General features: G+C 61.8%; 22 protein-coding genes. 4 read left to right on the plus strand and 18 right to left on the minus strand.

Going from position 1 to position 18,986, the window contains the following annotated elements:
• Positions 1-15: 15 nt before the first annotated feature.
• The 8 genes from V5B59_RS21910 to V5B59_RS21945 form a co-directional block, all read right to left on the minus strand.
• Positions 16-3,453 (minus strand): EAL domain-containing protein, encoded by a 3,438-nt coding sequence (locus V5B59_RS21910; RefSeq protein ID WP_169071030.1) that lies wholly within the window; start codon positions 3,451-3,453, stop codon positions 16-18.
• A gap of 88 nt (positions 3,454-3,541) precedes the next feature.
• The gene (locus tag V5B59_RS21915) at positions 3,542-4,762 is read right to left on the minus strand and encodes an MFS transporter (RefSeq protein WP_248594943.1); all 1,221 of its coding nucleotides are present in this window, start codon (positions 4,760-4,762) and stop codon (positions 3,542-3,544) included.
• Positions 4,763-4,779: 17 nt separating this feature from the next.
• Positions 4,780-5,397: a flavin prenyltransferase UbiX gene (locus V5B59_RS21920; protein ID WP_169071029.1), complete on the minus strand. Its 618-nt coding sequence runs from the start codon at positions 5,395-5,397 to the stop codon at positions 4,780-4,782.
• Positions 5,390-5,938 carry a Gx transporter family protein gene (locus V5B59_RS21925; RefSeq protein ID WP_169071028.1) on the minus strand — a complete coding sequence of 183 codons (549 nt, stop codon included), beginning with the start codon at positions 5,936-5,938 and terminating at the stop codon, positions 5,390-5,392. The genes V5B59_RS21920 and V5B59_RS21925 overlap by 8 nt, the downstream gene beginning before the upstream one ends.
• 40 nt (positions 5,939-5,978) lie before the next feature.
• Positions 5,979-6,500: a DUF3124 domain-containing protein gene (locus V5B59_RS21930; RefSeq protein WP_169071027.1), complete on the minus strand. Its 522-nt coding sequence runs from the start codon at positions 6,498-6,500 to the stop codon at positions 5,979-5,981.
• A gap of 162 nt (positions 6,501-6,662) precedes the next feature.
• Positions 6,663-7,634, minus strand: coding sequence for a transposase (locus V5B59_RS21935; RefSeq protein WP_332351565.1), 972 nt, complete (start codon positions 7,632-7,634; stop codon positions 6,663-6,665).
• Positions 7,635-8,143: 509 nt separating this feature from the next.
• Positions 8,144-8,827, minus strand: a complete 684-nt coding sequence (locus V5B59_RS21940) for a fumarylacetoacetate hydrolase family protein (protein ID WP_169071026.1) — start codon at positions 8,825-8,827, stop codon at positions 8,144-8,146.
• 19 nt (positions 8,828-8,846) lie between these two features.
• Positions 8,847-9,593 carry a Nif3-like dinuclear metal center hexameric protein gene (locus tag V5B59_RS21945; protein WP_169071025.1) on the minus strand — a complete coding sequence of 249 codons (747 nt, stop codon included), beginning with the start codon at positions 9,591-9,593 and terminating at the stop codon, positions 8,847-8,849.
• A gap of 21 nt (positions 9,594-9,614) precedes the next feature.
• On the opposite strand from V5B59_RS21945, the gene V5B59_RS21950 reads away from it, so the two are divergent.
• Positions 9,615-10,787 carry a trypsin-like peptidase domain-containing protein gene (locus V5B59_RS21950; protein ID WP_169071024.1) on the plus strand — a complete coding sequence of 391 codons (1,173 nt, stop codon included), beginning with the start codon at positions 9,615-9,617 and terminating at the stop codon, positions 10,785-10,787.
• A 12-nt stretch (positions 10,788-10,799) separates the two neighbouring features.
• A complete protein-coding gene (locus V5B59_RS21955) occupies positions 10,800-11,606 on the plus strand; it encodes a class II glutamine amidotransferase (RefSeq protein WP_169071023.1) in 807 nt (268 codons plus the stop codon).
• Between the two features lie 22 nt (positions 11,607-11,628).
• On the opposite strand, the gene tatC is transcribed toward V5B59_RS21955, so the two are convergent.
• The 10 genes from tatC to hisB form a co-directional block, all read right to left on the minus strand.
• Positions 11,629-12,492, minus strand: coding sequence for a twin-arginine translocase subunit TatC (gene tatC, locus V5B59_RS21960; protein WP_169071022.1), 864 nt, complete (start codon positions 12,490-12,492; stop codon positions 11,629-11,631).
• Positions 12,493-12,499: 7 nt separating this feature from the next.
• Positions 12,500-12,910, minus strand: coding sequence for a Sec-independent protein translocase protein TatB (gene tatB, locus V5B59_RS21965; RefSeq protein WP_169071021.1), 411 nt, complete (start codon positions 12,908-12,910; stop codon positions 12,500-12,502).
• A gap of 113 nt (positions 12,911-13,023) precedes the next feature.
• A complete protein-coding gene (gene tatA, locus V5B59_RS21970) occupies positions 13,024-13,284 on the minus strand; it encodes a Sec-independent protein translocase subunit TatA (RefSeq protein WP_034915318.1) in 261 nt (86 codons plus the stop codon).
• Positions 13,285-13,361: 77 nt separating this feature from the next.
• On the minus strand, positions 13,362-13,712 hold the full coding sequence (locus V5B59_RS21975) for a histidine triad nucleotide-binding protein (RefSeq protein WP_034915320.1): 351 nt from the start codon (positions 13,710-13,712) through the stop codon (positions 13,362-13,364).
• 4 nt (positions 13,713-13,716) lie between these two features.
• Positions 13,717-14,037 carry a phosphoribosyl-ATP diphosphatase gene (locus tag V5B59_RS21980; protein WP_034915322.1) on the minus strand — a complete coding sequence of 107 codons (321 nt, stop codon included), beginning with the start codon at positions 14,035-14,037 and terminating at the stop codon, positions 13,717-13,719.
• Complete coding sequence (hisI, locus tag V5B59_RS21985) at positions 14,034-14,438, minus strand: phosphoribosyl-AMP cyclohydrolase (protein WP_169071020.1); 405 nt, start codon at positions 14,436-14,438, stop codon at positions 14,034-14,036. Before hisI ends, V5B59_RS21980 begins: the two co-directional genes overlap by 4 nt.
• Entirely contained in the window at positions 14,435-15,196 is a 762-nt protein-coding gene (gene hisF, locus V5B59_RS21990; protein WP_034915328.1) for an imidazole glycerol phosphate synthase subunit HisF, read from the minus strand. The genes hisI and hisF overlap by 4 nt, the downstream gene beginning before the upstream one ends.
• A gap of 43 nt (positions 15,197-15,239) precedes the next feature.
• Complete coding sequence (gene hisA, locus V5B59_RS21995; protein WP_034915331.1) at positions 15,240-15,983, minus strand: 1-(5-phosphoribosyl)-5-[(5-phosphoribosylamino)methylideneamino]imidazole-4-carboxamide isomerase; 744 nt, start codon at positions 15,981-15,983, stop codon at positions 15,240-15,242.
• A 56-nt stretch (positions 15,984-16,039) separates the two neighbouring features.
• Positions 16,040-16,711: an imidazole glycerol phosphate synthase subunit HisH gene (hisH, locus tag V5B59_RS22000; RefSeq protein ID WP_169071019.1), complete on the minus strand. Its 672-nt coding sequence runs from the start codon at positions 16,709-16,711 to the stop codon at positions 16,040-16,042.
• 1 nt (position 16,712) lies between these two features.
• Positions 16,713-17,300, minus strand: a complete 588-nt coding sequence (hisB, locus tag V5B59_RS22005) for an imidazoleglycerol-phosphate dehydratase HisB (RefSeq protein ID WP_034915367.1) — start codon at positions 17,298-17,300, stop codon at positions 16,713-16,715.
• Positions 17,301-17,444: 144 nt separating this feature from the next.
• On the opposite strand from hisB, the gene hisC reads away from it, so the two are divergent.
• Together hisC and V5B59_RS22015 are read left to right on the plus strand one after the other, a co-directional pair.
• Complete coding sequence (gene hisC / locus V5B59_RS22010) at positions 17,445-18,524, plus strand: histidinol-phosphate transaminase (protein WP_169071018.1); 1,080 nt, start codon at positions 17,445-17,447, stop codon at positions 18,522-18,524.
• 35 nt (positions 18,525-18,559) lie between these two features.
• Complete coding sequence (locus tag V5B59_RS22015) at positions 18,560-18,931, plus strand: diacylglycerol kinase (protein ID WP_169071017.1); 372 nt, start codon at positions 18,560-18,562, stop codon at positions 18,929-18,931.
• Positions 18,932-18,986: the final 55 nt, after the last annotated feature.

Raw genomic sequence — 18,986 nt, forward strand, 5'->3', positions numbered from 1 at the left:
GCGAATGCTTGCCGGTCAGCACCCGCCCCGGTTCAGGAGTTGTTCGAAGGCCTCGATGGGCAGGGGGCGGCTGAAGAGAAAACCCTGGTAGCCGTGACAGCCATGGTTTTCAAGAAACTGGCGCTGCGCCTCGTTTTCGACCCCCTCGGCCAGCACCTTGAGACCGAGGCTGCTGCCCATGGTGACGATGGTTTGCGCGATCACCGCATCGCTCTGGTTGTCGGGGAGTCTGCTGACAAAGGCCCGATCGATCTTGAGCTGGTCGAGCGGCAAACGTGTCAGGTAAGACAGTGACGAATAACCGGTGCCGAAGTCGTCCATCGAGAAGCTGACGCCGAACTGCTTGATGACGTTCATTTTGGCGATCGTGTCGGCCACGTTGTCCAGCACCAGGCTCTCGGTCAGTTCGAGTTTCAGGCGCAGCGGGTCGGCGCCGCTGCGTTCGATGACCTTTCGGAGTTGATCGACGAAATCGGCCTGGCGGAACTGGCGTGCGCTGACATTGACCGCCAGTTGTAGATCGCATGTCCGTGCCTCGACGGACCAGGCCTGGAGTTGCGCGCAGGCAGTTTCCAGCACCCACTGCCCGATCGGTACGATCAGCCCGGTATCTTCGGCGATCGGGATGAATCGGTTGGGTGGGACCAGGCCGTGCTCGGGATGCTGCCAGCGCAGCAGCGCTTCGGCAGCAAAAACGCGGCGCAGGTCATCGATCTGTGGCTGGTAATGCAGGACGAACTGGTTTTTCTGCAATGCCAGATGCAGATCTTCTTCGAGCTGTCGCCGGTCGCTGGCGGCCTGGTTCATGCTCGCGGTAAAAAACTGCATGTTGTTGCGCCCGGCTGATTTGGCGTGATACATCGCCGCATCGGCATTGCGCATGAGAATATCGACGCTTTCCCCGTCGCCGGGGAATACGGCGATGCCGATGCTCGAGGTGGTGTGCAGTCTCTGTCCGTCGAGGTGATAGGGTTGCGACAGGGCCCTGAGGATTTTTCCGGCGACTCGTTCGGCGGCCATGGCATCAGCGCCGGTCAGGACGACGACGAACTCGTCACCGCCCAGGCGGGCCACCACATCGCTTTCGCGCACGCTCGCCATCAACCGTTTCGAAACTTCCAGCAGCAGCGAATCGCCAACGTGGTGACCGAGAGTGTCGTTGATATTCTTGAAACGATCGAGATCGAGAAACATCACCGCCAGCGGGCGGTGCAGGCTGTCACGTCGTGCCGCGGCCAGGGCCTGCTCGAGCCGGCCCTGCAGGTTGGAGCGGTTGGGCAGATCGGTCAGGGTATCGAAATGCGCGAGGTGGCTGATCTTTTCCTCGGCCGCCTTGCGCTCGGAGATGTCGACGAAGCTGCCGATGTAGTGTTCAATGTTGCCGTCGGATCCGCAGATGGTCGAGATCGACAGCCATTTCGGGTAGACGCTGCCATCCTTGCGACGGTCCCAGATCTCGCCCTGCCAGTGGCCGCTGCTGTTGATCGACTGCCACATGGCGTGGTACGCCTCCGGAGGCGAGCGCCCCGACGACAACAGGCGCGGGTTCTCGCCGCGTACCTCGTCGGCGGCATAGCCGGTGAGGCGACAGAAGGCCTTGTTGACCTCCAGGATGCGGTTGTCGCGGTCGCTGACCATGATCGCTTCGGCGCTGTGTTCGAATACTCCGGCCAGCAGACGCAAGCGGGTTTCCGTGACGTGACGATCGCTGATGTCTTCCTTCACGGCCAGGTAATGCGTTACCTCGCCGTGATCGCCAAATACCGGCGAAATGCTCGTCTGCTCCCAGAACAATTCGCCGTTCTTGCGCCGGTTGTGCAGAATCCCGTTCCATACCTTACCTTCGAGCAGGGTTTGCCACATTTGCTGATAGGTTTCGGGAGGGGTTTCCCCGGATTTCAGGAAGCGCGTGTTCTGGCCAATGGCTTCGCTCCGGGAAAAACCCGTCACCTGGGTAAAGCTGGGATTGACGTACTCGATCTCGCCATTGCGACTGGTGATGACAATGGCCACCGGACTATACTCGACCGCCTGCAGCAGAAGCCGCGATACCTGTTCGGCCTGCCGACGTTCGGAGATGTCGGCGAGCACGTTGGCGATGATCGGCGTTTCGCCGGCGGCGTTGCGGACGACGAACAGGGTGTGTATGGCCGGGATGCTGCGCCCGTCCAGCGAAGACAATTCCAGCTCACCTGTCCACTGGCCCGCCTGGAGAACCGCCGGCAGCACTTCCTCCCGTAATCTTCGGCGGTTCTCTCCGGTATAGAACTGATTGAACGAATAATCGTTGTACGCGGCGTTCGCCGGCAGGTCGAGCAGGCGGCGCAGCGCCGGGTTGGCATAGGTCATGGTCCCGTCGGGATGCGCCATGCCGATGCCCTGGCCGGCGTTTTCTACCAGGCGTTCGAATATCTGGAGTCGCTTGCCGTTGTCGCGTTGCTGCCGTTCGCTGTCGACCAGGTCGGCGACGACCTGTGCCTCGCGTGCTTCACTTCGCCACAGACGCAGCAGCAGCGCGGCAAATAGCGCGAGCAGCAGGAAACCGCAAGCGCCCACCACCCGCGCGCGTGTTCGCCAGCCGGCGAGGACATCGTCGAAGCTGACGCCGATGATGAAATAGAAAGGGTAGTGTTCGAGCCGGTGAAAGCTGTAAATCCGTTGCACGCCGTCGGTCTGGGAGGCGAAGTGCAAGGTTCCCGTCCTGTCGCCGCGGGCCATCGGCGGTCGAAGCGGATGACCCGGATCGAGTTCCTGGTTCATCTTGCCTGGCACCGATGGCCAGCGCACGACCTGCCGGTGATCGTCGCTGCGGCGAAACGAGATGATGCCATTGCTGCCGACATCGACCGAGCGAAATATTTCCACCTGGCGATCGAGGTCGAGCACTGCGGTGACGATGCCGAGAAAAACGCCATGCGGATCCTGCAGTGCGCGGGCGATGATCAGGCTGGGCCGGCCTGTGGTGCGCGAAACGATCACTTCGGAGAACATCAGGCCGGACTGCGGCTGGTTTTGCAGGAAGCGAAAGTAATCTCGGTCGGCGACATTGGTGGGTGCCGTATGGGCCCCATCCGAGCTGTACCGCAGATCGCCGCTGCGGTCGAAAACCCGCAGACCGGCCAGATCATCGAAATGCAGCAGGTGTGAGTCGAGTTCGTCGTTCAGTTGCGCAGCGTAGGCGCTGGACGCCTGCCCGGCCAGGGCCTGCGCCGGGAGGCTACGGCTTAATCCCTGCAGGATGGCATCGGTACGACGCAGCGTGGCGTCCAGTCGCGTCTCGAAGATTGCTGCGTAGTTGCGGGTTTTGGTTTCGGCATCGACGATTTGCTCCTGGTAGTTCAACCATAGTTGGTAAGCCAGCAGTTGCAGGACGCAGAGGACAAGCAGAGCCAGGCCAAGCAGCAGTGTCCGGCGCTGTCTGCGGTCGGGAATGGGTGTCTTTTCCGGGATCATCGGGGAATACTGCAAGACTTTGCCGTTGAAGGCAAGGATGCGCCCTGGGAGTGATCGGCTTGCGGGCGGACGCGGGTCTCCTGTCCGCTCAGGAAAGGTGGGCAGGTGGAGGCGCGGCGCCGATCCTGCCGATTGCCCAGCGTCCAAAGCCGACGCCACAGGCCAGCGTCACGAATGCTGCCGTCCAGCCGGCCTGCAGGCTGCGGCCGAAGGCATCGAGGGCGACACCAAAGGCGATCGGTCCGATGCAGGCGCCGGCAAAGCCGATCGACGAATACAGCGCGAGTGCCGTGCCACGTTTTTCGGGAGAGGTTTCGGTGAGCAGGCCGGCCGTCAGCGCGGCCGAATCGAGATTCATGCTCGCCGCGTAGACCAGCAGCAAGGGCAGCAGCAGGCGGCTCGACTGGCCGCCCGAGAAGCCGACGACAATCGCCAGAACGCCAGACAAAGGCATCACGGTTTGCAGCCAGCGAGCGCGTCCCCAGCGCTGCGCGCCTTCATTGCCGAGGATGCTCGCGGGTACCGCGAGGAAGGTCGCGAGTGCGGCAATCAATCCCGGCATCGCCGTCCAGGAATCGGGTGTGCGGGCATGCGTCCAGGTCAGGTAGGCGACCAGCCAGGCCCGGAAGCCGAAGAGCTCCCAATTGTGACCGAAATAGCCGCCACAGAATGCCAGGATGCGTCGATCGCCCACGACGCTTCGCCAGTGGCTGCGCCCGATCTGCGTCGCCATCAGGGGTTTGCCCGGCGCGATGCCGCGCCAGACCAGCAGCATCGACAGTGCCGCACAAACCGCAGCGATGGCGAACAGCCAGGGCCATGGCAGCCGTCCCTGCAGCAGTCCGATCCAGAGATACGACAGCCCGGCGCCGACGCCGAAAGTGGCGGTGTAGAATGCGGTGCCCCGCGCTTGTACAGCGACCGGCAGCCGATCCGTCAGCGCCTTGAGGCCCGGCATGTAGGTCCCGGCCAGGCCCAGGCCGGCAAGCCACCACCAGCCCAGGCCGCTCGCCAGACCGTCGGCGAAGCTCGCGAAGCCGGCCAGCGCGAGCGCGCTCACGGTCGCGCCGGCCAGGTAGATGCGCCGCGCGTCGATGCGATCGGTCAGGCTGACCAGTACGGGTACGGCGAGGATGTAGCCGAGGAAAAAGATGCCGCCCAGCCAGCCGCCTGCGGTCGCCGACAAGAACCAGCGTTGCGAAAGTTGTGGCAACAGCGACGGCACCAGCGCGAAGCCGGCCATCAGCAATGCCTCGGCGATGCAGAAGGTGAGTACCAGCGCGGCCGAAGAGCGTTCGCCAGCCATCATTTAGCAGGCGGATCTGGTCATGGGGCAGCCGGCGTGTCTCCCCAGCGCTGCAGCAGCGCATGGCGCACGTGCAGTTGGTCAAGAATACGCGCCACCACGAAATCGATGAGGTCCTCGACTCGCTGCGGATGCTGATAAAAGCCCGGGTTGGGAGGCAGGATCACGGCTCCCGCCCTTGCCAGACGCAACATGTTTTCGAGATGAATCACCGACAGCGGTGTCTCACGCGGCACCAGGATCAGCTTGCGGCCTTCCTTGATGACCACGTCGGCGGCCCGTTCGATCAGCTTGCTGGCCAGCCCCTGGGCGATCGCCGCGAGAGTTCCCATCGAACACGGGCAGATGACCATGGCGTCGGGCGGATTGGAGCCGCTGGCGAGCGGCGCAAACCATTCTTCACGGCCATAGACTTCGAGTCGGCCAGGTAAGTCGCGGTAGCGTTCCTCCAGGCTGGCGCGTGCCTCGCTGGCGCGCGCCGGCAAGTCGAGCCTCATCTCCTGCCGGGCGACGATCTGCGCAACCTGCGAGTAAAGAAGCTGGACCCGGCAGCCGGCGGCGAGCAGGCATTCGAGCAAGCGCACGCCGTAAGGCATGCCGGAGGCGCCGGTGAAGGCCAGGCAGACGGTTTCAGGCATGGTCGACCTCCGGTTGTTTGGCCGGCAATTCTTCGAGCAGGCGGACTGCAATCAGGCCGTTGATGATCCCGAAGACGAGTGCCGCCAGCGTAAAGAAAGGAAGCAGCACAAACAGGCCATCATGAGGAACCAGCCACAGCCGTGCCAGCAGCAGTTGCCCACTGATATGCGCAAAGGCGGCCAGGATGCTCCAGCTGACCGGCCCGAAGCAGCGGTGCGGCAGGCGCACGGCCAGCGCCAGCGTCAGCAGGCTGCACAGCGCGCCGCTGAGGCTCATGAAAAATCCGGGTGACAGAAAGTAGCCCAGCAGCAGGCTGCCGGCGAAGACACGCAGGCCGCTCACCCAGGCGGCCGCAACCCAGCCGTAGCGCGCCAGAACGATCAGCGTGACGATATTGGCGAGGCCCGGCTTGACGCCTGGCAAGGGCATCGGGATGGCCGCGTCGATCAGCGACAGGCCGATCGCTGCGGCCGCGAGCTGTGCGATGCGGTGGTCCTCGGGCGTCGTGTGCAGCGTGATCAGCCGCTGGCGATCAGGCATCACTGGCCGTCGTCACGGTGCCTGCCCGGTTCCGGCATGCTCAAGGTTCCGAGATGGCGCGGCCGCGCGAGATGAAGGCGACCGAATAGCCTGCCTGAAACTTGGAATGCAGGGCCTCGATGGTCGGTGGCGAGACGGGCGTGGCCGCTTCCCACTTGATCGCATAATTGGCTCCGGAACCGCCGGCGTTCTCGCGCAGTTCGATGAACAGTTCGAAGGTGCCAAATGGGGGAATCACCCTGGGTGTCGGCACCGAGTTGCGAATCAGGGCGCCCTCGGTATTGTAGTAAGGTGCCGCGACGACCCGGATCGGGTGGTTGGGGTCGGTATTGCGGACGCTGACCAGGACCGACAACAGGGTGTTGTCGGCCCGGCCCGAAGAAGTCACATTGCCGTGCCGAATCTCGGAGTAGATCGGCACATAGACCGTTTGCCCGCGGGTGGGTGGTTCGATTCCTTCGGCGAGTGCCGCTGCCATCGCGCAGGCGAAGGTCAGCGTCGCCGCCAGTCGGCAGTTGCCAGCGCAAGCGAGGCGGCGGGAAGGCGAGGAGGTGGCATTCATGACAGGCTCCTTGAGGGGATCGTCGGATTGGCGATGCCGTTGTGCAAGCCGGAATCGCCCGACAAGGCAGAGAAACGGTGTTGATGTAAAAGTCGCGTCAGCGACTCACGAATCTCCCCTCCCCACTTGCGGGGGAGCAACTGTGTTCCCAGTCAAGCTTTTTTAGGCGCATTTTGCATGCTCTGGATTCCACGGAATACCCGATTTGACTATGGCGTTCATGATCGTCAGCATCTTGTGCATGCAAGCGACCAGCGCGACTTTTTTGAGTTTTCCGTTAGCAAGCAAACGTTCATAAAAGGTCTTGATGACGGGGTTGTAACGTATGGCACTTAAGGCCGCCATGTATAAAGCGGTACGGACCGTCGCTCGACCACCCCAGGTGATGCGCTTACCCTTGTGGCGACCACTGTCCGCGTTTAATGGAGCGACTCCGACCAACTTGCCAATCTGCGCATGGGTGAGTTGGCCCAACTCAGGCAATGCCCCCATCAGACTCGCTTGCGTACACGGTCCGACCCCTTTGAAGCCTTTGAACAAAGCGAGCTTCTCGGCAAAATGCTCTTTCAGCATGCCAGCCATGCTTTTATCAACCGCCACGATCTGTCGATCCAGTATTTTGAGGACTGCCTTGATGCTCTTGTGTTGCGAACCATGGCTCAGGGCCAATCGGTTTCCTTCCGCCACGCGCATGCCAATGAGCTGGTTGTGGCGTACAAGCAAGGCTTCCAACGCCTCCTGGTTGGCATCGGGCAGTTTCATCAACAGCCGTTCCCGCTGCGCCGATTGGTGCAGTGTCCGCGCAAAGTGCGACAGGACTCGCGCATCAATGGCGTCCGTCTTGGAAAGGTATCCCATGGATTTGGCAAAGTCTCGCGCCTGCCTCGGATTGACCACCATCACCGGCAGCCCGGCCGCACAGAGTGCCGCCGCCACCTGGCGCTCGAAGCCTCCCGTGGCCTCCAATACGATCGCCCCAATCTCCTCAGAACGTGGAACGAGCTCTTTGACCAACGCCGCTATATCAGCGTCAGCATTGGCAATGCATTGGGTTTTTGATTGGTCGTCTAAAGCGATCTCCAGCGTGTCTTTGGAAACGTCAATACCCACAAACGTTGATTCAGAAGCGTTCATCTATAGCCATCCTTGCAAATACGTGGTCACGGCTTTCCGGCACGTGCCAACCAGCAACTGTTCGGTATTCAGACAAACGGCTGACAATGCACGCCAAGTGCTCTCCCACGGGCTTGATGTCCCAGAGGGGCGTCGGGCTGTGCGTCGCCTTCCGAACTCGTTTCCACCACACCTCCGTGGCACTCTACGACCTAAACCTTGGGGCTCTGCCCCAAACCCCGCACTCGCCGTGAGGCAGCGGCCGGGGATGATCAACCCCTCCCCAGCCCCTGCCTCAAGTGTACTTGGCTTACAGGATGTCAAGAGGCTTTCGCGGCATAAACGCAAGAGAAAAATACCTCTCTCGCATTTATTCCACGGTCCTCTTGACACCCTTCCAGCCATGACTTCATCTCCTCTCTTGAACGAACGAAAAACCACAAAACGAAGCATACAAGGGGTCGGGGGAGAGGGAAACGGTCATGACTTTCATGATCGGGGGTGCCTGGAAAAGTCATGACCGTTAGATCTCAGACGAGTCGCACGCAGATCTCGCCGACGCCGGCGACGCCGGCTTCGAGCACATCGCCACGCAGCACCGTCGAAACGCCCGCCGGGGTGCCGGTGAAAATCAGGTCTCCCGCGGCGAGAGTCACGTAGGTCGACAGGTTGGCGATGACTTCTGCGACTTTCCACGACATCTGTTCGAGGTCACCATTCTGCCGCAGTTGGCCATTGACCTTGAGCCAGATCGAACCGTGGGCCGGATGTCCGACGGTCGCCAGGGGATGGATCGCAGCGATTGGCGCGCTCTGGTCGAACCCTTTGCCCATGTCCCAAGGGTGGCCCTTGTCCCTGGCGCGTAGCTGCAGATCACGCCGGGTCAGATCAAGACCGACTGCGTAGCCATAGACGCAGTCGAGCGCCTGTGCCGGATCGATATTGGCGCCACCAGCGGCCAGCGCAACGACCAGTTCGACCTCGTGCTGAAGATTGCCGGTGGCTGGCGGATAGGCGACATCCCCGCCGCCCGGCACCAGCGCATCGCTGGGCTTGCTGAAGAAGAAAGGCGGTTCGCGGCCATCGGCACCCATCTCCGCCGCATGATCGGCGTAATTGCGGCCGACGCAGTAGACGCGGCGGACCGGGAAAAGGGTGTTGCCGCCGGCAACGGGAACGCTGACCGGTGGTGGGGGTGGAAAGACGTAGTTCATGGCAGCTCCTTGTGGGGATTCAGACCGGGTTGTCGATGTCGACGAATGGACAGTCAAGGCCGAAACGTTCGGCCAGATGGGCGGCGAGTGCTTGCACGCCAAAGCGTTCGCTGGCGTGGTGACCGGCGGCAAGGTAGGCGACGCCGGACTCGCGCGCCAGATGCACGGTCTGCTCGGCGATCTCACCGCTCAGGTAGAGATCGACGCCGAGCGCGATGGCCTGTTCGAACAAGCCCTGCGCCGCGCCGGAACACCATCCGACGCGGCTGACCAGGCGTTCGCCGTCACCGATCAGCAGCGGCGGGCGCTGCAACTCGCGGCTGACACGATCGACGATTGCCGCAACGCTGGTCGGGTTTTCCAGGGTACCCAGCCAGCCGACGTCCTGCTCGCCAAAACGAGCGTCCGGAGTCCAGCCGAGTCGGCTGGCCAGTTGTGCATTGTTGCCGAATGCCGGATGGCCATCGAGTGGCAGATGATAGGCGATCAGGTTGATATCGTGCTTCAGCAGCGTTTGCAGGCGCGTTTTGCGCAGGCCGGTGACACGACCATCTTCGCCGCGCCAGAACCAGCCGTGATGGACCAGGAGGGCATCAGCGTCAAGCTCGACGGCTGCGTCGAGCAGTGCCTGGTTGGCCGTGACACCGGCGATCAGGCGCCTGACTTCGGGGCGTCCTTCCACTTGCAGGCCGTTTGGGCAATAATCCCGGAAACGCCCTGGTTCCAGCAACTGTTCCAGGTAGCGTGTCAATTCTTGGCGTTTCATTCACTGGCTCCGATTTCGCACATGCGCAGGCTCTGGTTGATTTTTGCACAAACGGTGACGATCAGTCTTGCCGTTTTGTTCGTGGTGAGTACGCTCAGGCCGGAGTGGCTGGACAACAAACCGTCCCCGGCCAGTGTCGTGGCGCTGCAGGAGTCGGCCGTTGTGGCTGCCCCAGCCGCCACCCCGACCTCGTTCCGCGAAGCGGCGAAGAAGGCGCTGCCGTCGGTGGTGCATATCTTTACCTCGCAGAAAATCAAGACGCGGCGTAATCCCTTGTTTGACGACCCGGTCTTCCGGCACTTTTTTGGGGACAACCCCGCAGGTGACGCGCCCAGGACTTCCGGGCTGGGTTCAGGGGTCATTGTCAGCCCGAACGGCTATATTCTCACGAACCTTCATGTGGTCGAAGCGGCAGACCAGATCGAAATCGCCCTCAGCGACGGCCGCAACCTCGACGCCCGCTTGGTCGGCAGTGATCCCGAGTCCGACCTCGCGGTCTTGCAGATCACCGAACACAACGGCAAGGAACTGATCCTGCCAGCGATCACCCTGGGCAAAATGGACAACGTCGTGGTGGGTGACGTTGCGCTGGCCATTGGCAACCCCTTTGGCGTCGGCCAGACGGTGACCATGGGGATCATCTCCGCGCTGGGTCGCTCGCATCTCGGAATCAACACTTTCGAGAACTTCATCCAGACCGACGCGGCGATCAATCCCGGCAATTCGGGGGGCGCGCTGGTGGACAGCCAGGGCAACCTGATCGGCATCAATACGGCCATCTACTCGCGCTCGGGCGGCTCGCTGGGGATCGGTTTTGCGATTCCGATCTCGATCGCCAGGAACGTCATGGAGCAGATCATCCAGACCGGTACCGTGACCCGCGGCTGGATTGGCGTCGAGGCTCAGGAAATCAGCGTCGACCTGGCAGAGTCCTTTGGCCTGCCGGATACCAACGGCGCCCTGATTGCCGGCGTCCTGCGCGGCAGCCCGGCCGATGCGGGCGGGATCAAACCGGGAGACATCCTGCTCGCCGTGGACGGGCGGGCGGTCAAGGATCCGCAGGGCATGCTCGACCTGATCGCCAGCCAGAAGCCTGGCGAAATGATCTCCTTCCGATTGCGCCGTCAGAACAACGTACTCGATACTACCGTCAAGATCGGCAAGCGGGCACCACCGCGCCGCGAGCGCGAGTAGTCGGGGCCGATAATGTGCCAATTACTGGCCATGAACTGCAATGTCCCGACCGACATCTGCTTTTCCTTTGCCGGATTTCAGGCGCGCGGCGGTGCCACCGACGTCCATGGCGACGGCTGGGGAATCGCTTTCTTCGAGGGTCGTGGCACGCGCGTCTTTCTCGACCCGCAACCGTCCTGCGTTTCGCCGGTCGCCGAACTGGTGCGCAGCTATCCGATTCATTCCAAAAACGTCATCGCCCACATCCGCAAGGCGACCCAGGGGGGGGTTGCCCTCGAGAACACGCATCCTTTCATGCGCGAACTGTGGGGACGTTACTGGATTTTCGCCCATAACGGCAATCTGTCGGACTTTACGCCGCCACTCGATGGCAGTTTCACCCCGGTCGGCCAGACCGACAGCGAACGCGCTTTTTGCTGGCTGTTGCAGAACCTGCGTCAGCGCTTTGGCCGCCGGCCACCGAGTCAGACCCGGCTGTTCGACGCGCTCCATCAACTCACCCTTGATCTCGGCGCGCGCGGCGCGTGCAACTATCTGCTGTCGAATGGCGACTGTCTGTTTGCCCACTGTTCCACCCAGCTCAGCTATATCATCCGCCAGGCACCGTTTACCGTTGCGCACCTGCGCGATCAGGATCTGAGTATCGATTTCAGCGATGTCACGACCCCCGATGATCGCGTCGCGGTCATTGCCACTGTCCCGCTGACCGACAACGAGCGCTGGACGACGATGCCGAACGGCAGTCTGTGGCTGTTTGCCGAGGGGGTACCGGTCAGGCATCAACTCACCGTCGCCGGGCCGGCAAAAGCGCCTGCCTGAGCAATGTGGACCGGCAGCGGGTTCAGGCCTCAGGCTTTCGGTCCGTGTTCTGCTGCGCGCCGAGATCCTTGATCGCAGCATCCATCTCCTGGGCAGACATGGGTGTCCAGTCGGCCGCAGGGCTGAGCGGGGCTTCCGGAGCAGGCGGATCAATCGGCGTGGCGTGTGCCGAGCGCTGGCCGACGAAACGCGCGAGGAACAGCCCCAGTTCGAAAAGCAGGCACAACGGAATCGCCATCATCAACTGTGAAATCACGTCGGGCGGTGTGAACACTGCGGCCACCACGAAAGCGCCGACGATGACATAAGGGCGCCATTCCCTGAGCTTGGCGACATCGACGATCCCGGCGTAGACCATGACCACCACCACCACCGGGACCTCGAAGGTCACCCCGAAAGCGACGAAGGTGGTGAGCACGAAAGAGAGGTACTTCTCGATGTCGGTCATCCAGGCGACGCCCTCGGGGGCCACCTTGGACATGAACCCGAAGACGGTGGGAAAGACCAGGAAATAGGCGAAAGCCATGCCGACAAAGAACAGCAGCACACTGGCTGTCACCAGCGGCAGCGCCAGCCGCTTCTCATGGGCATACAGACCGGGCGCGACAAAAGCCCAGACCTGATAGAGCACGTAGGGCAGGGCGATCAGGAAGGCAAGCATCAGCGCCACTTTCATCGGCACCAGGAAAACGCCGATCACGTCGGTCGCAATCATCTGGCCGCCTTGCGGTAACGTTGCCAGCAAGGGCTGCGCCAACAGCGCATAGAGTTCCTTGGCCCAGGGAAAAAGGCAGATGAAGACGATACCGATGGCGACCAGCGCCCGGATCAGGCGGTCGCGCAACTCGATCAGGTGCGAAAGAAAGGAATCTTCGGGTGGATTCATCTCTGGATCAGAGCGCTCGCGTCGGCTGCCCGGGGTCAGTGCTCGCCGGTGGCAGGGCATTGCTGGTCGCAGTAGATGGCGTTGCTGGCGCTGTCGGCTGTTCGAGCGCCGCCGCGGACTTCAGGTCATCACGGAGTGCTTGCTCCGTCTGGTTTACCGCCTGTCTTGCAGCCTGCATTTCGCTGCTCAGGCTCTGTTCGACGTTGCGGGCCGATTCCTGGAGCTCGCTCTGCAGTTTCTTCAGTTCTTCGAGCTGCATTTCGCGGTTGATGTCGGATTTCACGTCATTGACGTAACGCTGCAGACGGCCAAGCAGGTGTCCGGCCGTACGCGCCACCTTGGGCAGTCGTTCAGGACCGATCACCACCAGTGCGACGATGGCGATGATGATCATCTCGGAAAAGCTGATATCAAACATGGGTGGCCGTTGGCTCAGGGAAGGATGGGAGACGCGCCCGGCAGGCGGGTGCGGCCGGGAAGACTCCCGGCGGTCCAGGGCGCCCGCTGCCAGTCATGCCACTTGCCCTTCGCCTAGCTCCTGGTTTTTTCCCTGATCTCGCCCTCGATGGTCTGGCCCGTACCGACCTGCTGTTGTGGCGGCTGAGGAGAAGGCGGGCTTACAGGCGGGTTTTCGGCGGCCTTGTCCTCTGGGGTCGCGTCCTTGATCCCGTCCTTGAAGCCCTTTACCGCGCCACCGAGATCGGCTCCGAGGTTACGCAGTTTCTTGGTCCCGAAAATCAACAGGACGATGATCAGAACGATCAACCAATGCCAGATGCTGAAAGAGCCCATGTCAGGCCTCCATTTAAGATGAAATCGGGCGCCATGTACAGCGGGATCGGCACCCTTCTCCCGGCCCGCAGCACCCGTCAGATACGTTTGAGCATTGGCCCGACCGGTTCCGGCCCACCGACGATGTGCGCATGCAGGTGCTGCACTTCCTGATGGCCGATCCGTCCGGTATTGATGATCACCCGGAAGCCATCCGGACTACCCTGTTCGCTTGCCAGGCGACTGGCGATGGCGAGCATCCTGCCAAGCACCGGCACATCGGCCTCGGTGGTCGTCGCCAGCGAGGTGATATGACGCCTGGGGATGACCAGCAGATGCACCGGACGAGCCGGGTGGATGTCGTGAAAGGCCAGAATCTCGTCGTCTTCATGGACCTTGCGGGAGGGAATCTGGCCCTCTGCGATCTTGCAGAACAAGCAGTTTTCCATGTTTTCAGCCCTTCCGTGATTTCTTCTCGTCGATTCCCGAGATTCCCTCACGCCGGCGCATCTCCTGCAATACGTCCTCGATCGACAGTCCATAGAAGGCGAGCAGCACCATCGTATGATAGAGCACGTCGGCGGATTCCCAGACCACATGCAGGCGGTTGCCCTCTTTGCCGGCCATGATCAGCTCGGCAGTTTCTTCGCCGATCTTCTTCAGGATCGCGTCCGGCCCCTTGGACATCAGCTGTGCCGTGTAGGAAGTTTCCGGGTCGGCCTTGCGGCGTTCAAGCAGTGTTTCCGAGATCCGGTGCAGCATGTCCATGTTCATTTGCCGTAAATGTCCTCAGGGTCCTTGAGCACCGGGTCGGTGGCAACCCAGAAGTCCCCCTGCAGTTGATAAAAAAAGCAGCTTGCGCGGCCCGTATGGCAGGCGATACCGCCGGCCTGGTCGATCGACAGCAGCAGCACATCACCGTCGCAGTCGGTGCGCAGCGACTGCACACGCTGTATATGGCCGGACTCTTCGCCCTTGCGCCACAGCCGCTGCCGCGAACGCGACCAGTATACCGCGGTCCCGCTGTTTATCGTCTCCTCTAATGATTGCCGGTTCATGAAGGCAAACATCAGTACCCGACCGCTGCTGGCGTCTTGTGCAATAGCCGGAAGCATACCCTGCTCGTCCCATTTCAGTGCGTCGAGCCACGGCAGGCCGGGGTCGAGATCACTCACAGGCGGACCTCGATGCCACGCTCGCGCAGGTATGCCTTGGCCTGGCGAACCGTATATTCACCAAAGTGAAAGATGCTCGCGGCCAGCACGGCGTCGGCACGGCCTTCCGCAATGCCGGCTGCGAGATGTTCGAGATTGCCGACGCCACCACTGGCAATCACCGGGAGATCGACTGCATCGGAGACCGCTCGCGTCAGCGGCAGATCGAAACCGTTCCTGGTGCCGTCACGATCCATGCTGGTGAGCAGGATTTCGCCGGCGCCCAGTTGCTGGACGCGGCGTGCCCAGGCGACGGCGTCGATGCCGGTGTTCCTGCGCCCGCCGTGCGTGAATACCTGCCAGACACCCGGAGCCGACTGCTTCGCGTCGATGGCCACGACGATGCATTGATTCCCGACCTTGGCCGATGCCTCGGCAACGAGATCCGGATTCTCGACGGCAGCGGTGTTCATGCTGACCTTGTCGGCGCCGGCATTCAGCAGACGCCGCACATCGGCGACCGAACGTACGCCGCCGCCCACCGTCAATGGAATGAACACCTGCGCTGCACAGGCCTCGACGATGTGCAGAATGATGTCGCGCTGGTCCGAGGAGGCGGTGATATCGAGGAAAGTGACTTCGTCGGCGCCCTGCTCGTCATAACGGCGGGCGATTTCGACAGGATCACCGGCATCACGCAAGTCAACGAAGTTGGTGCCTTTGACGACACGGCCGGCAGTCACGTCAAGGCAGGGAATGATGCGTTTGGCGAGGCCCAAGGTCAGCTACCGCCCCGAGTTTGCCAGGAGGAGGCGAAGACGATCATGGCGTTGCGGCACGGTCTGCTGCGGCCTGTGCCACAGCAAAATCGAGCGATCCATCGTAGATCGCGCGGCCGGCGATGGCAGCGCTGATGCCTTCCTCTTCAACCGCGCAAAGCTGCCGAATGTCTTCGAGGCTCGACAGACCGCCACTGGCGATCACCGGAATCAACAGGGCCTGAGCGAGTTTCACCGTGGCCGCGATGTTGATTCCCGAAAGCATGCCGTCACGGCCGATGTCGGTATAGATGATGGCCTCGACTCCGTAGTCCTCGTACTTCTTCGCCAGATCGATGACATCGTGGCCGGTCATTTTCGACCAGCCGTCAACCGCAACCTTGCCGTCCCTGGCATCGAGGCCGACAATGATGTGGCCGGGAAAAGCGCCGCAGGCGTCGTGCAGAAAGCCGGGATTCTTCACCGCTGCAGTCCCGATGATCACGTAACTGACCCCGTCGTCGAGGCAACGCTCGATGGTGTCGAGGTCGCGGATGCCCCCACCAAGTTGTACGGGAATATCATCACCAACGGCCTGCACGATTTCCTTGATCGCCTTCTCGTTCTTCGGCTTGCCGGCAAAAGCGCCGTCTAGGTCGACCACGTGCAGGCGGCGCGCGCCCTGCGCCAGCCAGTGGCGAGCCTGCTCGCCGGGGGAATCGGAGAAAACCGTGACCTGGTTCATCAGGCCCTGCTTGAGACGGACGCACTGTCCCTGTTTCAGGTCGATAGCGGGAATGATCAGCATCTTGAAAGGAGAAGAAGGTGGGTTGAGACAAGTAAGTGTAAAACAGCGTCGGTCGATCAGGGCTTCCAGACGACAAAGTTGGCCAGCATGGCGAGGCCGGCCAGGGCACTTTTTTCCGGGTGGCACTGAATGGCGAAGATATTATCCCGTGCCACCGCGCTGGTAAAGGGGAGGCCATAATCGGTGCTCCCGACGATGCAGGCGTCGTCGGTCGGGGCGACGAAATAGCTGTGGACGAAATAGAAGCGTTGGTCATTGGCAATACCCTTCCACAGGGGGTGCCCTCTGACTTGCCGCACCTGATTCCAGCCCATGTGCGGTACCTTGAGGCGGTTGCCGGCAGCGTCGAGCATGCGCTCGGCGGGAAAGCGGCGGACCTTGCCGGCGAAGACGCCGAGTCCCGGCACATCGCCTTCCTCGCTGTGCTCGAAGAGCATCTGCTGGCCAATGCAGATGCCGAGAAAGGGTTTGTTGCCAGCGGCTTCGAGCACCGCCGCACGCAAACCGCGTGCCTCGATCTCGCGCATGCAGTCGGGCATCGCCCCCTGGCCGGGGAAGACCACGCGTTCGGCTGCGCTGACCACCGCCGGATCTGCCGAGACGAGGACTTCACGTCCATCGGCGACATGCACCAGCGCCTGCCAGACCGAGCGCAGGTTACCCATGCCGTAATCGACCACAACGATCGCTCCCTTGCCATCACCCTTGGGCGCATTGTCCGTCAACATATTACAGTGTGCCCTTGGTCGATGGAATGCTGCCGCCGGCGCGCGGATCTTCCTCGACGGCCATGCGCAGCGCACGGCCAAAAGCCTTGAACAGCGTTTCCGCCTGGTGGTGCGCATTGTCGCCGCGCAGATTGTCGATATGCAGCGTCAGCAAGGCGTGATTGACCAGTCCCTGAAAAAATTCGTGTACCAGATCGACATCAAAAGTACCGATCATTGCCCGCCGGAAATCGACATGAAATTCGAGACCCGGCCGGCCCGAGAGATCGACCACGACTCGCGACAGCGCTTCGTCGAGCGGTACATAGGCGTGCCCGTAACGACGCAAGCCCTTCTTGTCGCCGAGGGCACTGGCCAGCGCCTGCCCGAGCGTGATGCCGATATCCTCGACGGTGTGGTGTGCGTCGATATGCAGGTCACCGGTGGCCGCAACATCGAGGTCGATCAGCCCGTGTCGGGAGATCTGTTCAAGCATGTGATCGAGGAAGGGCACGCCGGTCGCGAAGCTGCCGCGGCCGCTGCCGTCGAGGTTCAGTCGAACGGTGATCCGGGTTTCGAGCGTATTCCTGGAAACTTCTGCTTGCCGCATCGGGATACCATTGCCGGGAGGCATTTCGGGTCTGGAAAAAAGTTCGGCGTACTGCTGCGAACCCCTGGCGATCATCAGCACGGATCGCACTGCACGCATGATACCATTTCACGCTTCGCATGCATCCGAACCGAGCAGCCTTTCATGAGCCGCTACTGGAGTTCTCTCGTATACCGCCTGACGCCCTATGTTCCGGGCGAGCAACCCAGGCTGCCAAACCTCGTCAAATTGAACACCAATGAAAACCCCTATCCGCCGTCGCCGCGTGTTGCTGCTGCGATTGCCGAAGAAATGGCGAATGGCGGCGAATCGCTGCGTCTCTACCCGGATCCCGGCGCCGAGCGCCTCAAGGCGGCGGTCGCTGCCCGCTACGACGAGTTCGGCATTTCACCGCAACAGGTCTTCGTCGGCAACGGTTCCGACGAAGTGCTGGCGCATGTCTTCATGGCGTTGCTCAAACACGAGTTGCCGATTTTCTTCCCGGATATCACTTACAGTTTCTACCCGGTCTACTGTGGCCTGTATGGAATCGCTCATGTGGCCGTGCCGCTCGACGAGAACTTCGAAATCCGCAGCGAAGATTACGCGGCAGCAAACGGCGGCATCATTTTCCCGAACCCGAATGCGCCGACGGGTCGTCTGTTGCCACTCCCGGCAATCGAGCGTCTGCTCCTGGCGCATCACCGATCGGTCGTCGTCGTCGATGAGGCGTACATCGACTTCGGCGGCGAGTCGGCGCTTGCGCTGGTCAATCATCACCCGAACCTGCTGGTCGTGCACACCCTTTCGAAGTCGCGTTCGCTGGCTGGGCTGCGTGTCGGCTATGCGGTCGGCCATCATGAACTGATCGAGGCGCTCGAAAGAGTCAAGAACAGTTTCAATTCCTACCCACTCGATCGGCTGGCGATTGCCGGTGCCGTCGCCGCGATCGACGACCAGGAGCACTTCGAAACAACCCGGCAGGCTGTCATCCGCAGTCGCGAGATCCTGCGCAGCGCACTGCTGGGACTGGGTTTCGAAGTCCTGCCTTCGGCGGCCAATTTCATCTTCGCCCACCACCCGCAGCATGACGCCGGCCGGCTCGCCGCAGCCCTGCGTCAACGCGGCATCATCGTCCGTCATTTCAGGCAAGCACGTATCGACCAGCACCTGCGGATCACGATCGGCACCGACGATCAATGCGTGCTACTGGTCGAGGCTCTCGCAGGGATCCTGGGCGGATAGATCCTGATCGCTTGATTCGTCGCAAGGAGCACCATATGGAAGAAAGCCCTTTCAAGGGGCAGACCGGTTTGCGGCGGATATGGAACGCGTTCCACTATTCGCGCGCCGGCCTGCGCGCGGCTTATGTCGCGGAAGATGCCTTTCGGCAGGAGGTGCTGCTCGCTGCGCTGCTGATTCCGCTGGCTTTCTTCCTGTCGCCGAATGGTCCGGGGTTGGCGCTGATGATCGGCAGTGTGCTGCTGGTACTGATCGTTGAATTGTTCAACTCGGCGATCGAGGCGGCGGTCGACCGGATTTCTCTGGATCGGCACCCGTTGGCCAAGCGCGCCAAGGACATCGGCAGCGCTGCCGTCCTGCTGGCCTTGCTCAACGTACCGGTGATCTGGGGCTGTGTCTTGTTCGGGTGAGTCGGGGGCTTGCCGGAATCCTGTTCTGTGGGAGGTATCGCAATTTGCTCAGGGC

It is taken from the genome of Candidatus Accumulibacter contiguus (genome assembly GCF_036625285.1).
GTDB lineage: Bacteria > Pseudomonadota > Gammaproteobacteria > Burkholderiales > Rhodocyclaceae > Accumulibacter > Accumulibacter contiguus.